This window comes from Streptomyces pluripotens (assembly GCF_000802245.2).
Lineage (GTDB): Bacteria > Actinomycetota > Actinomycetes > Streptomycetales > Streptomycetaceae > Streptomyces > Streptomyces pluripotens.
Map to the genome: position 1 here is coordinate 4,589,540 of NZ_CP021080.1, position 13,926 is coordinate 4,603,465.

The 13,926-nt window shown below is 70.4% G+C and carries 12 protein-coding genes and 1 pseudogene; 4 read left to right on the forward strand and 9 right to left on the reverse strand.

All coding sequences use genetic code 11. The annotated features are described in order from the left end of the window. Positions 1 to 5: 5 nt before the first annotated feature. Entirely contained in the window at positions 6 to 992 is a 987-nt protein-coding gene (deoC, locus tag LK06_RS20800; protein WP_039653204.1) for a deoxyribose-phosphate aldolase, read from the reverse strand. Between the two features lie 147 nt (positions 993 to 1,139). On the opposite strand from deoC, the gene LK06_RS20805 reads away from it, so the two are divergent. Next, positions 1,140 to 1,805: a PH domain-containing protein gene (locus LK06_RS20805; protein WP_039652967.1), complete on the forward strand. Its 666-nt coding sequence runs from the start codon at positions 1,140 to 1,142 to the stop codon at positions 1,803 to 1,805. Between the two features lie 123 nt (positions 1,806 to 1,928). On the opposite strand, the gene LK06_RS20810 is transcribed toward LK06_RS20805, so the two are convergent. The 3 genes from LK06_RS20810 to LK06_RS20820 all read right to left on the reverse strand — a co-directional run bounded on the left by LK06_RS20810 (position 1,929) and on the right by LK06_RS20820 (position 5,422). Then, positions 1,929 to 3,596: a phospho-sugar mutase gene (locus LK06_RS20810; protein WP_039652968.1), complete on the reverse strand. Its 1,668-nt coding sequence runs from the start codon at positions 3,594 to 3,596 to the stop codon at positions 1,929 to 1,931. 439 nt (positions 3,597 to 4,035) lie between these two features. Beyond that, a complete protein-coding gene (locus LK06_RS20815) occupies positions 4,036 to 4,860 on the reverse strand; it encodes a purine-nucleoside phosphorylase (RefSeq protein WP_039652970.1) in 825 nt (274 codons plus the stop codon). A gap of 124 nt (positions 4,861 to 4,984) precedes the next feature. After that, on the reverse strand, positions 4,985 to 5,422 hold the full coding sequence (locus LK06_RS20820; protein WP_039652971.1) for a gamma-glutamylcyclotransferase family protein: 438 nt from the start codon (positions 5,420 to 5,422) through the stop codon (positions 4,985 to 4,987). A 138-nt stretch (positions 5,423 to 5,560) separates the two neighbouring features. On the opposite strand from LK06_RS20820, the gene LK06_RS20825 reads away from it, so the two are divergent. Together LK06_RS20825 and LK06_RS20830 are read left to right on the forward strand one after the other, a co-directional pair. Next, on the forward strand, positions 5,561 to 7,009 hold the full coding sequence (locus LK06_RS20825; RefSeq protein ID WP_039652972.1) for an NAD(P)H-quinone dehydrogenase: 1,449 nt from the start codon (positions 5,561 to 5,563) through the stop codon (positions 7,007 to 7,009). Positions 7,010 to 7,174: 165 nt separating this feature from the next. Beyond that, on the forward strand, positions 7,175 to 8,122 hold the full coding sequence (locus tag LK06_RS20830; protein ID WP_071659222.1) for a DeoR/GlpR family DNA-binding transcription regulator: 948 nt from the start codon (positions 7,175 to 7,177) through the stop codon (positions 8,120 to 8,122). 203 nt (positions 8,123 to 8,325) lie between these two features. Here the strand turns inward: LK06_RS20830 and LK06_RS20835 are convergent, their stop codons facing one another. Next, on the reverse strand, positions 8,326 to 10,101 hold the full coding sequence (locus LK06_RS20835; protein WP_039652976.1) for an acetyl/propionyl/methylcrotonyl-CoA carboxylase subunit alpha: 1,776 nt from the start codon (positions 10,099 to 10,101) through the stop codon (positions 8,326 to 8,328). Positions 10,102 to 10,512: 411 nt separating this feature from the next. Here LK06_RS20835 and LK06_RS20840 point away from each other — a divergent pair. Then, positions 10,513 to 10,986, forward strand: a pseudogene (locus LK06_RS20840) (hypothetical protein); the annotation flags it as partial. A gap of 160 nt (positions 10,987 to 11,146) precedes the next feature. On the opposite strand, the gene LK06_RS20845 reads toward LK06_RS20840, so the two are convergent. The 4 genes from LK06_RS20845 to LK06_RS20860 form a co-directional block, all read right to left on the reverse strand. Next, positions 11,147 to 11,764, reverse strand: a complete 618-nt coding sequence (locus LK06_RS20845; protein ID WP_086083422.1) for a Maf family protein — start codon at positions 11,762 to 11,764, stop codon at positions 11,147 to 11,149. 32 nt (positions 11,765 to 11,796) lie between these two features. Then, on the reverse strand, positions 11,797 to 11,925 hold the full coding sequence (gene mmpB / locus LK06_RS34920) for a morphogenic membrane protein MmpB (RefSeq protein WP_086083424.1): 129 nt from the start codon (positions 11,923 to 11,925) through the stop codon (positions 11,797 to 11,799). 109 nt (positions 11,926 to 12,034) lie between these two features. Next, the gene (locus LK06_RS20855; RefSeq protein ID WP_039652977.1) at positions 12,035 to 12,244 is read right to left on the reverse strand and encodes an acyl-CoA carboxylase epsilon subunit; all 210 of its coding nucleotides are present in this window, start codon (positions 12,242 to 12,244) and stop codon (positions 12,035 to 12,037) included. 41 nt (positions 12,245 to 12,285) lie between these two features. Next, positions 12,286 to 13,899 carry an acyl-CoA carboxylase subunit beta gene (locus tag LK06_RS20860; protein WP_039652978.1) on the reverse strand — a complete coding sequence of 538 codons (1,614 nt, stop codon included), beginning with the start codon at positions 13,897 to 13,899 and terminating at the stop codon, positions 12,286 to 12,288. Between the last annotated feature and the right edge of the window lie 27 nt (positions 13,900 to 13,926).

Below are 13,926 nucleotides of genomic sequence, written 5' to 3' on the forward strand. Positions count from 1 at the left end.
ATGGATCAGTCCACCGTCACGTAGTCGGGGCCGGAGTAGCGGCCGGTGGCCAGCTTCTGGCGCTGCATCAGCAGATCGTTCAGGAGCGAGGAGGCGCCGAAGCGGAACCAGTGGTTGTCCAGCCAGTCCTCGCCGACGGTCTCGTTGACCAGGACGAGGAACTTGATCGCGTCCTTGCTGGTCCGGATGCCGCCGGCGGGCTTCACACCGACCTGGACGCCGGTCTGGGCGCGGAAATCGCGCACCGCCTCCAGCATGAGGAGGGTGTTCGCGGGGGTCGCGTTGACGGCGACCTTGCCGGTGGACGTCTTGATGAAGTCGGCGCCCGCCAGCATGCCCAGCCAGCTCGCCCGCCGGATGTTGTCGTACGTCGACAGCTCTCCGGTCTCGAAGATGACCTTCAGCCGGGCGTCCCCACAGGCCTCCTTGACGGCGACGATCTCGTCGTACACCTTCAGGTATTTACCGGAGAGGAACGCGCCCCGGTCGATGACCATGTCGATCTCGTCGGCACCGGCGTCGACGGCCTCGCGGACGTCGGCCAGCTTCACGTCCAGGGCGACGCGGCCGGCCGGGAAGGCCGTGGCGACGGAGGCGACCTTCACGCCGCTGCCGGCGACGGCCTGCTTGGCGACGGCCACCATGTCGGGGTAGACGCAGACCGCGGCCGTCGTCGGGGTCGCACGGTCCGTGGGGTCGGGGTGGGCCGCCTTGGCGCCGAGGGCCCGGACCTTGCCCGGGGTGTCCGCGCCTTCCAGCGTCGTCAGGTCGACCATCGAGATGGCGAGGTCGATGGCGTACGCCTTCGCGGTGGTCTTGATGGAACGGGTGCCCAGAGACGCGGCGCGCGCCTCCAGGCCGACCGCGTCGACGCCGGGCAGTCCGTGCAGGAAACGGCGCAGCGTGCTGTTGGACGCGGTGACGTCGGCGATGGGGGTCCCGCCCACGCGCTTAGCAGGGGGCGAGGATGCTGTGGGTGCGGTAGTGGGCATGGTCACCAGACGAGCATATCTACGCGCGTAGCGGCTGTACAGCCCCGAGTGCCAGAAGGTGCTCATCCCTCATACCGAGATCACGGATGAGCGCCGGGCCAGGGGCGTGTGGGGGCATCGGTACCGGTGTCGTGCAGAATCGGGGCCATGACCACCCCGGACCATCAGTCACCCGCGCCACGGCCCCCGGCACCCCTCGCCAAAGACCGGATCTACCGCTCGCCCCTGGCACTCCTGGCCGGCGTGCTGCTGCTCGCGATCGTCGGCTGGCTGGGCCTGGACGCGCTGTTCAGCGCCCACGGCCGTGCGCCATGGCTGGCGCTCGCCGGGATGATCCTGGTCATCCCGCTGGTGGTCGGCTTCACGCTGCGCCCGGCGGTCTTTGCGAACGACGACCGGTTGCGCATCCGCAACCCCTTCCGGGTGATCACCCTGCCCTGGGGCGAAGTAGCGGCGCTGCGCTCCAGCTACACCAACGAGGTCGTCGCCAAGTCCGGCACCAAGTACCAGCTGTGGGCCATCCCTGTCTCCCCGCGCGCCCGCAACAAGGCGGCACGCCGCCAGGAGCGGGCGGCGTCGGACGCCGCCCGGGGCGGCGGGCGCACCCCAGACGGCCTCGCCCCGCGCGGCACCGTGCCCGTGCCCGCCCGGGCGCACACCGACCAGGCCATGTACGACCTGCGTGAACTCCTGGAACAGCGCGCGGGGGCGGAGACGGCGCAGGGCGGGACGACGGTCCGCTGGGCCTATGAAGTGGTTGCGCCGACGGTGGTCGGCGCTGTGCTGTTGGCAGTCCTGCTGGCGGTGGGCTGAGGGGCGGATCGCCCGGGCGCCCGCCGGGCCCGAGCGGCCCGGCGGGGGCGTGCCCGCTCCTTGGGCCCCTACAGGACGGGTCGGGGTGTTTAGGCCGCCGCCATCTGACACCCCGACCGAGTGTCAGATGCCGGCGGCTGCCGAGAGGTCGCGCTTGACGGCCGTCAGCAGTTCGGTCGCGCGAGCACGGGCGGCGGGCAGCTCGGCGTGCGCGGAAACCGGCACGACGACCTCCAGGTAGCACTTCAGTTTGGGCTCGGTGCCGCTCGGACGTACGACGACGCGGGCGCCGTCGAGGGTGTACCGCAGGCCGTCCGTGGGCGGCAGCGTGTCCGTGCCCCGGGACAAGTCCTCCGCGCGGGTGATGGGCAGGCCGGCCAGCTCGGTCGGGGGCTGTTCGCGCAGGCGGCGCATCGCGTCCGCGATCAGTGACAGGTCCTGCACCCGGACCGAAAGCTGGTCGGTGGCGTGCAGGCCGTGCTCCACGGCGAGGTCGTCGAGCAGGTCGAGGAGGGTACGGCCCTCCTCCTTCAGCACCGACGCCAGCTCGGTGATCAGCAGTGCGGCGGTGATGCCGTCCTTGTCGCGCACGCCCTCCGGGTCCACGCAGTAGCCGAGGGCCTCCTCATAGCCGTAGCGCAGGCCGTCCACGCGGGCGATCCACTTGAAGCCGGTGAGCGTCTCCTCGAAGGGCAGTCCCGCCTTCTCGGCGATCCGGCCGAGCAGCGACGAGGAGACGATCGACTCGGCGAAGGTCCCGGTCACGCCACGGCGGACCAGGTGGGCGGCGAGCAGCGAGCCGACCTCGTCGCCGCGCAGCATCCGCCAGTCGTCCCCGTTCCGCACGGCAACCGCACAGCGGTCCGCGTCGGGGTCGTTGGCGATGACCAGGTCCGGGGCGGTGGCGCGGGCCTGCGCGAACGCCAGGTCCATCGCCCCCGGCTCCTCCGGGTTGGGGAAGGCGACCGTCGGGAAGTCCGGGTCGGGTTCGGCCTGCTCGGCGACCAGCACCGGCTCGGGAAAGCCTGCCCGGGCGAACGCGGCGAGCAGGACGTCCTTGCCTACGCCGTGCATGGCCGTGTAGACGGTCCGTGCGGTGCGCGGGGAGCCATCGGCCACGACAGCGTCCGTACGGGCCAGATAGGCGTCGAGTACCGCGTCGTCCAGGGTCTCCCAGCCTCCTCCGCTCTCGGTGTCGCTCCACCGGGGGGACCCCAGGACGGGGCGGGGCACGTCGTTCAGGGAGGCGATCGCCTCGATCTCGGCGGCGATCTCCGCGTCGGCGGGCGGCACGATCTGCGAGCCGTCGCCGAGGTACACCTTGTAGCCGTTATCCCGGGGCGGGTTGTGACTGGCGGTGACCTCCACGCCCGCCACCGCGCCCAGGTGCCTTATGGCGAAGGCCAGCACGGGGGTGGGCAGGGGGCGCGGCAGCACGGCCGCGCGCAGACCGGCGCCGGCCATCACGGCGGCGGTGTCCCAGGCGAAGTCGGCCGACTTGTGGCGGGCGTCGTAGCCGATGACGACGACTCCGTCGGTCTGCCCCTTCTTCTTGAGGTACGCGGCGAGGCCGGCCGCGGCGCGGATGACGACGGAACGGTTCATGCGCAGGGGGCCAGCGCCCAGTTCGCCCCGCAAACCGGCCGTGCCGAACTGGAGGGTGCCGCTGAAGCGTGCCGACAGCTCGTCGACGTCGCCGGCGTCGATCAGCTTGGCGAGTTCGTCACGGGTCTCCGCGTCGGGGTCTTCGGCGAGCCATGCCTTGGCCCGGGCGATGAGATCGTCGTGCACCTGGGATCAACCTCTCCTGTGTTTGCCTGGTCGTCCGGAGTCTTCGCCCCCGGACTCCTGTTCTGCCCGGCCGCTCGCCGCCCGACCCGGTCGGCCGGGAGGAGAGCCCACGGGAACGCCCTTGCCGCCGCCGTCAGCGTCTGTGGCCCGCTCGCGGCTCCCCCGTACCCGGCCATCCGCTTTGTCTGCGTTATCTGCGTTATCTGCGTTGTTCGCGTTGTCTGCGTTGTCTGTGTTGTTCGCGTAGTGCCGCAACAGCACCCGCGGCCACTGGCGGCGCACCCTGCGCCCCCAGCCGCCCGATGCCGGGGCCACGTCGGTGGCGGTTGTGGCACCGGCCGGGCGTGCCCGCGCTCGCCCGTGCAGCAGCGTCCGCCGGTGGCCGTCCGCTGCGGACCCTGTGCTGGTCGCTGTCTCCGGCGGGTCCGCCTGGACCCTGCTAGATCCGACCCAGTACCTGGGCCAGCAGCTGACCCATGCGGGCTGCCGAGTCACGGCCCGCCTGGAGGACCTCCTCGTGGTTGAGGGGTTCGCCGGTCATGCCCGCGGCCAGATTGGTGACCAGGGAAATGCCGAGCACCTCGGCGCCCGCCTCGCGCGCGGCGATGGCCTCCAGCACCGTGGACATGCCCACCAGGTCCGCACCGATGACACGGGCCATGCGGATCTCGGCCGGGGTCTCGTAGTGCGGGCCGGGGAACTGCGCGTAGACGCCCTCCTCCAGGGAGGGGTCGACCTCCTTGCACAGGGCGCGCAGGCGGGGCGAGTACAGGTCCGTCAGGTCGACGAAGTTGGCGCCGACGATCGGCGAGGTCGCCGTCAGGTTGATGTGGTCGCTGATCAGCACCGGCTGACCGGGGCGCATGCCCTCGCGCAGGCCGCCGCAGCCGTTGGTGAGCACCACGGTCTTGCAGCCGGCGGCCACGGCGGTGCGCACGCCATGGGCGACGGCGGCGACGCCGCGGCCCTCGTAGTAGTGCGTGCGACCCAGGAACACCAGCGCGCGCTTGTCACCGAAGGAGTACGAGCGGATCTTGCCGCCGTGCCCCTCGACGGCCGGCGGCGGGAAGCCGGGCAGCTCGGTGACCTGGAACTCGGTGTCGGGTGCGCCCAGGGCGTCGACGGCCGGAGCCCAGCCGGAGCCCATCACGAGGGCGACGTCGTGGGTCTCGGCGCCGGTGAGTGCGCGCAGGCGCGTGGCGGCGGCGTCGGCGGCGGCGTAGGGATCGCCCTGGATGTCGTCCGGAAGAAGAGATGCGTTCACGCCGACGAGGGTAACCGGTCTTCGCCTACGCGCGTAGATGACAGACGTCACTGGATTGCGTTCGTTGTCTTGTTGTTTTCCACAAAGAGGGGGCGAATGTGTGGGAAAGCCGCAGAGGGGTTGGCTAGCAGGGACGCTTGCGGAGTTCCATCACATAGTCGTGGGGCGCCCCGGCGGATTCTGCCGCGTCGGCGATCTCGCCCAGGTAGCGCGCCGACGGCAGACCGCCCTCGTAGCCGTTGAGGACGTAGGTCCAGGCGGACTCCTCGCCGTCCAGGGTGTGCACGCGCACGCGCACGCGGCGGTAGATGCCGAGGCCCACGCCCTCCCACCGGTCGAGCGACTCCTCGTCCAGGGGTGCGATGTCGTAGAGGCCGACGAAGACCTGCGCCAGCGGATCCTCGACGATCGTCGCCAGCGCCCCCTCCCAGCCCAGTTGCTCGCCGCCGAAGGTCAGCCGCCAGTCGTTCAGCCAGCCGGTGGCGCGCAGCGGGGAGTGCGGAGCGCGGCGCGACATCAGGCGCGCGTCGAGGTTGCCGGCGTACGCGGCATAGAGCGACATGGAGAGAGGGTACGGCAGCCAAAACCCGTGACACTTCCGTCCCCGGAAGACGTGTTCCCACCTCAGGGGGGAACTCGTTCCGGCGGGCGGGGGCCGTCGTGCGCCCCCGGGCATCAGCACCTCGGGACGTGCGGGACAATGGAGTACGTGACTCGGATCGTGATCATCGGTGGCGGACCCGGCGGATATGAAGCGGCGCTGGTGGCCGCCCAGCTCGGCGCGGAGGTGACCGTCGTCGACTGCGACGGTCTGGGCGGAGCGTCGGTACTGACCGACTGCGTGCCGTCGAAGACGCTCATCGCCACGGCCGAGGTGATGACCAACTTCGACTCCTCCTACCAGGAGCTGGGGATCATCGTCGCCGACGACACCCCGCCGTTGGAGCAGTCGGCCCGGGTAGTGGGCGTGGACCTGGGAAAGGTCAACCGGCGGGTCAAGCGCCTGGCGCTCGCCCAGTCGCACGACATCACCGCGTCCGTGACGCGCGCCGGCGCCCGGGTCATGCGCGGACGCGGGCGGCTGGACGGCATGCAGGCACTCGACGGGTCACGGAAGGTCGTCGTCAGCGCCGCCGACGGCACCGAGGAGACCCTCACCGCCGACGCCGTCCTCATCGCCACCGGCGGCCACCCGCGCGAGTTGCCCGACGCCCAGCCGGACGGCGAGCGCATCCTCAACTGGACCCAGGTCTACGACCTCACCGAGCTGCCGGAAGAGCTGATCGTGGTCGGTTCCGGTGTGACCGGTGCCGAGTTCGCCGGCGCCTATCAGGCTCTGGGGTCCAGAGTCACCCTGGTCTCCTCGCGCGACCGCGTGCTGCCGGGCGAGGACCCGGACGCCGCCGCCGTGCTGGAGGACGTCTTCCGCCGTCGCGGCATGAACGTCATGGCCCGTTCCCGCGCGCAGTCCGCCAAGCGGGTCGGCGACCGGGTGGAGGTCACCCTGGCCGACGGGCGCGTCATCACCGGCTCGCACTGCCTGATGGCCGTCGGCGCCGTTCCCAACAGCGTCGGGCTGGGTCTGGAGGAGGCCGGGGTCAAGCTGCGCGAGTCAGGGCACATCTGGACCGACAAGGTCTCGCGGACGACGGCACCGGGCGTGTACGCGGCCGGCGACGTGACCGGTGTGTTCGCCCTCGCTTCGGTCGCCGCCATGCAGGGACGCATCGCCATGTACCACTTCCTCGGCGAGACGGTGGCCCCGCTCGACCTGAAGACCGTGTCGTCCAACGTCTTCACCGACCCCGAGATCGCCACCGTCGGCTACACCCAGGCGGACGTGGACGCGGGCAAGATCGACGCCAAGGCCGTCAAGCTGCCCCTGCTACGCAACCCGCGTGCCAAGATGCAGGGCATCAGAGACGGTTTCGTGAAGATCTTCTGCCGGCCCGGCACGGGCATCGTCGTCGGTGGTGTGGTCGTGGCGCCGCGCGCCTCGGAACTGATCCATCCCATCTCGATCGCCGTCGACAACAATCTGACCGTCGAACAGATCGCGAACGCATTCACGGTGTACCCCTCCCTTTCGGGGTCGATCGCAGAGGTCGCCCGGCAGCTGCACACGCGTAAGACAAGCGGCGAAGGCTGACCGTCCGTCCGACTTCCCGCTGGTCACCGGGGGGCGTCGGGTGTGCGCCCGGCATAGTCGGGGTGGGCGGGTCCTATACCACTTCCCACTCCGCCATGCGAACAACTTCTGTTATTCAGCGCAAACCGCTGAAAGCACTCGGTCGCTGGGGTTACTGTCAGTTTCGTGTTCGCTGCTGAACGTCGCCAATTGATCCTCGAAATGGTGCGAGCGAACGGGGCCGTGTCGCTCCGTGAACTCGCCCGCGTCGTCCAGACCTCCGAAGTGACCGTACGACGGGACGTGCGCGCACTGGAGGCAGAAGGACTCCTTGACCGCCGGCACGGCGGTGCGGTACTGCCGGGCGGATTCACCCGGGAGTCCGGTTTCCCACAGAAGTCGCATCTCGCGACCGCCGAGAAGACGGCCATCGCCGACCTCGCCGCGGGTCTCGTCGAAGAAGGCGAGGCCATCGTGGTCGGTGCGGGTACCACCACGCAGGAGCTGGCCCGTCGGCTCGCGAGGGTGCCCGGACTGACCGTCGTCACCAACTCCCTGCTGGTGGCACAGGCGTTGGCCCATGCCAACCGGGTGGAGGTCGTGATGACCGGTGGCACCCTGCGGGGCTCCAACTACGCCCTCGTCGGTTCCGGCGCCGAGCAGTCCCTGCAAGGGCTGCGCGTGTCCAAGGCCTTCCTCTCCGGGAGCGGGCTCACCGCCGAGCGCGGGCTGTCCACGTCCAACATGCTCTCCGCGTCCGTCGACCGGGCCCTGGTGCAGGCCGCCGCGGAGGTGGTGGTCCTCGCCGACCACACCAAGCTGGGCACGGACACGATGTTCCAGACCGTGCCCACGGACCTCATCACCCGCCTGGTCACCGACGAGCCCCTGGCCCACGATGACCGTGCCGCAACGGAGCTGCAGGCTCTTGCCGATCAAGGGGTGCAGATCGCCGTGGCCGGGGGGAGCGGGAACCAGAGGGGCGAACCGGTGCCGGCGGCGCGCCAGCAGCGGGGCCTGCCCGGGCCTCGGCGCGGGCAGGCGCCCGGGGGCGCACTGCGTACGGCTTCCGTGCTGGGGGAACAGCCCGCCGGGGCCGAGCGGGGGCGTGTCGCCGACCTCCGGCGGCGTTGAGGGCGAAGAGGCCTCTTCCCGTGCGGCTCACAGCCGTCGCGCGGGCGAGGAGCACGGAGGCGCGGACGGCAGGTGGTCGCCTGTGCTCGGGCCGCGGAGCCGCGCACCGGCACGGCGTGCGCCCTTGCCGGAGCGCACCGGAACCGGAAACGCCCGGTGGACCAGACCAGCTGGTCCACCGGGCGGCACTCGGACTCCTGCCGTCAGTCCTTGATCTCGCAGATCGCGGCGCCTGAGGTGATGGAGGCGCCGACCTCGGTGTTGAGTCCCTTGATGGTGCCCGCCTTGTGCGCGTTGAGGGGCTGTTCCATCTTCATGGCTTCCAGGACGACGACCAGGTCGCCTTCCTTGACTTCCTGGCCCTCCTCGACGGCGATCTTGACGATGGTGCCCTGCATGGGTGAGGCGAGGGTGTCGCCGGAGGCGACGGGGCCGGACTTCTTAGCCGCGCGGCGCTTGGGTTTGGCGCCTGCCGCGAGGCCGGTGCGGGCCAGAGACATGCCGAGCGAGGCGGGAAGGGAGACTTCCAGACGCTTGCCGCCGACCTCGACGACCACGGTCTCACGGCTGGTGGCGTCCTCCTCCGCTTCGGTGTCGGCGGGGGCGGTGAAGGGTTTGATGTCGTTGGTGAACTCGGTCTCGATCCAGCGGGTGTGGACGGTGAAGGGATCGCTGGTGCCGGTCAGTTCGGGGGCGAAGGCGGGGTCCTTGACGACGGCGCGGTGGAAGGGGATCGCGGTGGCCATGCCCTCGACGTGGAACTCGTTGAGCGCACGGGCGGCTCGCTGGAGGGCTTCCTCTCGGGTGCGGCCGGTCACGATCAGTTTGGCGAGCAGGGAGTCCCAGGCGGGGCCGATGACCGAGCCGGATTCCACTCCGGCGTCCAGGCGGATGCCGGGGCCGGAGGGCGCGTGGAAGGTGGTGACGGTGCCAGGGGCGGGCAGGAAGTTGCGGCCGGGGTCCTCGCCGTTGATGCGGAACTCGAAGGAGTGGCCGCGCAGGGGCGGGTCGTCGTAACCGAGTTCCTCGCCGTCGGCGATGCGGAACATCTCGCGGACCAGGTCGATGCCGGCGACTTCCTCGGTGACCGGGTGTTCGACCTGGAGGCGGGTGTTGACCTCCAGGAAGGAGATGGTGCCGTCCTGGCCGACGAGGAACTCGCAGGTGCCGGCACCTTCGTAGCGGGCTTCCTTGAGGATGGCCTTCGAAGCGCGGTAGAGCTCGGCGGTCTGTTCGCCGGTGAGGAAGGGGGCGGGGGCCTCCTCGACGAGCTTCTGGTGGCGGCGCTGCAGGGAGCAGTCACGGGTGGAGACGACGACCACGTTGCCGTGTTTGTCGGCCAGGCACTGGGTTTCCACGTGCCGGGGGCGGTCGAGGTAGCGCTCGACGAAGCATTCGCCGCGGCCGAAGGCGGCGACCGCCTCGCGGACGGCGGACTCGTAGAGTTCCGGGACTTCTTCCAGGGTGCGGGCGACCTTCAGCCCGCGGCCGCCACCGCCGAAGGCGGCCTTGATGGCGATGGGCAGGCCGTGCTGTTCGGCGAAGGCGACGACCTCGTCGGCGCCGCTGACCGGGTCGGGGGTGCCGGCGACCAGAGGGGCGCCGGCACGCTGGGCGATGTGCCGGGCGGCGACCTTGTCGCCCAGGTCGCGGATGGCGTGCGGGGGCGGGCCGATCCAGATCAGGTCCGCGTCCAGGACGGCCTGCGCGAAGTCGGCGTTCTCCGAGAGGAAACCGTAGCCGGGGTGGACGGCGTCCGCGCCGGACTCGCGTGCCGCGTTCAGTACCTTGTCGATGTCCAGGTAGCTGGTGGCCGGAGTGTCACCGCCCAGGGCGAACGCCTCATCCGCGGCCCGGACATGCAGAGCGTCCCGGTCCGGGTCCGCATACACGGCCACGCTCGCGATCCCGGCGTCCCGGCAGGCCCGGGCCACCCGGACAGCGATTTCGCCACGGTTGGCGATGAGCACCTTGCGCACGATTGAGGCTCCCTCCTTGAAACAAGCCGAGTTTAGGGACTGCCGACACGGCACTTCGACCCGTCCCCAATGGTGAGCTTGCCCACACGGAGCGTGATTCGAGGCTCGCTCGACCCGTGGAGGTCCTTGTCGCACCTGGGTACGCAGGACTCCTCCGGGAAACCCTAGCCCTCTCGTGTGGTCAAGGTCTCTGTGGTGGCGTGCTGCGGCCCACTCCGTTTCTTTGTCGAGTCCCTACGAATGGCCCAATGATTCTTTGCTGCTGCGTGAACCCTTGTCCCCAGGTTTACCCGTTAGTAGCGTTCGCGGTGACCAAAGAAGGCGCCGCGGTCCGAAGGGCCCCTCGGGGGGCGTCGGACGACGGGCGCGCACCTGGGTGACGATCACTGGCTGGGGAGTGGGTGAGAACCGGTGGTGCGCAGACCGGTGGCGTGGGTGGTGGCGGTCGTCCTCCTCGCCGAGGCGCTCGGCGTCGCGGCGCTGAACTGGTTCCTCGGTGTGGTCATCGACCGGCAGAAGATGTCCATGGCCGGTTTCGACCCCGACGTCATGTCGAGGTCCGCGAAGATCGGCGCGGTCGTCTTCGGCCTCTACTTCGCGCTGTGCGCCCTGGTGGCGCTGCTGGTCGCCATCCGCAACCGTCCCCCAGCCGGCCTCGGCCGTGTCTTGCTGATCAGCGCGGCCGTGGTGCACGGCATGTTGGGCGCGTTCGCCTGGGGTCTGGTCGGCTGGACGGCGTTCCTGTTCCTGGTGGTGGTCCTCGGACTGATCGTCCTGCTGCTGATGACCTACGACCGCGCGGACGGCCCGGAGGCGGCGGCTCTTGGCGGTGGTGCCGGAGCGGGTGGCGGCCCGCTGACCGAGGCCGGGCCGACGGCTGGGCCGGGCCGGTCCGCCCTCCCGGCACGTGGCGCCGACGCACCCGGGGACCGGGGGCCCGAGGGGCGCTCCGGCGGACGGCTGGACGAAGGTGGGCAGCCGGCGGAGGACCGTGCCGGCGAGCAGCGGGACGACGGCGAGGGAGCGGGGCTCGTCCCCGCCGGGGTCATCCCGCCGGTGTCCACAACTCCGTGATGCCCACACCCAGTTCTGCGAGGAGTTTGCGCACCAGGGGCAGGCTGATGCCGATCACATTGCCGTGGTCGCCGTCAATGCCCTCGATGAACGGTGCCGAACGGCCGTCCAGGGTGAAGGCACCGGCGACGTAGAGCGGCTCGCTGGAGGCGACGTACGCGGCGATCTCCTCGTCGCTCGGCTCGCCGAAACGGACGACGGTGGAGGCGATTCCCGACACGAAGCGCTTGCTCTCGGTGTCCCAGACGCAGTGCCCCGTCTGGAGGGTCCCCGCCCGTCCGCGCATCGCCTTCCAGCGGGCGGTGGCCTCCTCGGCGTCGGCGGGCTTGCCGAGCGCTTGCCCGTCCAACTCCAGCACCGAGTCGCAGCCGATCACCAGGGCACCCTGCACCTCCGGCTTCGCCGCCACGACCGAAGCCTTCGCCTCGGCGAGGGCGAGTGCCAGCTCGGCCGGGGTGGGGGCAGTGATGGCGTCCTCGTCGACTCCGCTCACGATCACCTCGGGCGCGAGGCCTGCCTGCCGGAGCAGGCCGAGCCGAGCGGGGGACTGGGAGGCGAGCACGAGTCGCCTGCGGCGCTTGGCAGTCATGCCGTCAGGTTAGTCGCGTGGTGGCGCAGGACTCACCTCAGACCGATCACGATCATGATCAGGACCATGGCCAGGGCCATGAGGAAGCCGAGCCGCCGCAGCATTCTCTGCGCGTCGCGCAGTTCCGGGGACGGCTCGTTCTCCGGGTCGGACCACAGCATTCCACCAGCGTGCGGCCGTGGTGCCGGACGGCGCCTGAGTACGGGTACTCAAGTTGCCGCCCGGCGTCGAGCCTCCGGGCTGACTCCCCGGTACCCGGGGACGGCGCGCTCAGCTGGGCCAGTAGGTGCGGGTCCAGGACGCCGGGCCCGGCATGGGCAGATGGGCGGAGGCGATTCGGGCCGGGTCGGACCACGCGTCTCGCGGGCCCTGCGCGCCGGGCGGCAGGGCTGCTGCCACCGCGGCGCGTGCGCGGACCACCGCCAGGGCGGCGGCCAGCTCCTCCGGGGTCGGATTGCCTCGTACGACCTTGATCGTCATGACGGCTTCCTATCGATCGGCCGGGACTGGGTCCGACAGGGCTAGAGGGGAATGTTGCCGTGCTTCTTCGGAGGCAGGGATTCCCGCTTCGAGCGCAGCTGACGCAGGCCGCGGACGATGTGGCCGCGGGTGTCGGACGGCATGATCACCGCGTCGACGTAGCCGCGCTCGGCCGCGACGTAGGGGTTGAGGAGTGCGTCCTCGTACTCCTGGATGAGCCGGGCACGGGTGGCCTCGGCGGCGTCGTCCTTCCCCGCCGCCTCGGCGATGGTGCGCCGGTGCAGGATGTTGACCGCGCCCTGGGCACCCATGACGGCGATCTGGGCGGTCGGCCAGGCCAGGTTGAGGTCGGCGCCCAGGTGCTTGGAACCCATGACGTCGTAGGCGCCACCGAAGGCCTTCCGAGTGATCACGGTGATCAGTGGGACGGTGGCCTCGGCGTAGGCGTAGATCAGTTTGGCTCCGCGCCGGATGATGCCGGTGTGCTCCTGGTCGACACCCGGCAGGAAGCCCGGCACGTCCACGAAGGTCAGCACCGGGATGTTGAAGGCGTCGCAGGTGCGTACGAACCGCGCGGCCTTCTCCGACGCGTCGATGTCGAGGCAGCCGGCGAACTGCATCGGCTGGTTGGCGACCACGCCCACCGGGTGGCCCTCGACCCGGCCGAAACCGGTCAGGATATTCGGTGCGAACAGGGCCTGCGTCTCGAAGAACTCGGCGTCGTCCAGGACGTGTTCGATCACCGTGTGCATGTCGTACGGCTGGTTCGCGCTGTCCGGCACGACGGTGTCCAGCTCTCGGTCCTCGTCGTTGACGGCGAGGTCCGCCTCCTCCGGGAAGGCCGGCGCCTCGGAGAGGTTGTTGGACGGCAGGTACGACAGCAGCTGCTTGACGTACTCGATGGCGTCCTTCTCGTCCCCGGCCATGTGGTGGGCCACACCGGAGGCCGTGTTGTGGGTCCGGGCGCCGCCCAGCTCCTCGAAGCCCACGTCCTCGCCGGTGACGGTCTTGATGACGTCCGGGCCGGTGATGAACATGTGCGAGGTCTGGTCGACCATGACCGTGAAGTCGGTGATGGCCGGGGAGTACACCGCACCGCCCGCGCAGGGGCCCACGACCAGGCTGATCTGGGGGATCACACCGGAGGCGTGGGTGTTGCGGCGGAAGATCTCGCCGTAGGCGCCCAGGGAGGCCACGCCTTCCTGGATGCGGGCGCCGCCCGAGTCGTTGATGCCGATGACGGGGCAGCCGGTCTTCAGCGCGAAGTCCATGACCTTCACGATCTTCTGGCCGTAGACCTCGCCGAGCGCGCCGCCGAAGACGGTGAAGTCCTGCGAGAACACGGCCACGGGCCGTCCGTCGACGGTTCCGTACCCGGAGACGACCCCGTCCCCGTACGGGCGGTTGCGCTCCAGCCCGAAGTTGGTGGAGCGGTGCCGAGCGAACTCGTCCAGCTCGACGAACGAGCCTTCGTCGAGTAGGAGTTCGATCCTCTCGCGGGCCGTCAGTTTGCCCTTGGAGTGCTGCTTCTCGACGGCGCGTGCCGAGCCGGCGTGCGTCGCTTCGTCGACGCGCCGCTGGAGGTCCGCGAGCTTGCCCGCGGTGGTGTGAATGTCGATCCCTTGGATCTCTTGACGCTCTTCCGGCTCGGACATCGGGATGCGGCTCCCTGCCTGCTCAAA

Coding starts and splice junctions, on each gene's coding strand:
- deoC (WP_039653204.1), bottom strand. CDS start 992: ATGCCCACTACCGCACCCACAGCATCCTCGCCCCCTGCTAAGCGCGTG.
- LK06_RS20805 (WP_039652967.1), top strand. CDS start 1,140: ATGACCACCCCGGACCATCAGTCACCCGCGCCACGGCCCCCGGCACCC.
- LK06_RS20820 (WP_039652971.1), bottom strand. CDS start 5,422: ATGTCGCTCTATGCCGCGTACGCCGGCAACCTCGACGCGCGCCTGATG.
- LK06_RS20825 (WP_039652972.1), top strand. CDS start 5,561: ATGGAGTACGTGACTCGGATCGTGATCATCGGTGGCGGACCCGGCGGA.
- LK06_RS20845 (WP_086083422.1), bottom strand. CDS start 11,764: ATGACTGCCAAGCGCCGCAGGCGACTCGTGCTCGCCTCCCAGTCCCCC.
- mmpB (WP_086083424.1), bottom strand. CDS start 11,925: ATGCTGTGGTCCGACCCGGAGAACGAGCCGTCCCCGGAACTGCGCGAC.
- LK06_RS20855 (WP_039652977.1), bottom strand. CDS start 12,244: ATGACGATCAAGGTCGTACGAGGCAATCCGACCCCGGAGGAGCTGGCC.
- LK06_RS20860 (WP_039652978.1), bottom strand. CDS start 13,899: ATGTCCGAGCCGGAAGAGCGTCAAGAGATCCAAGGGATCGACATTCAC.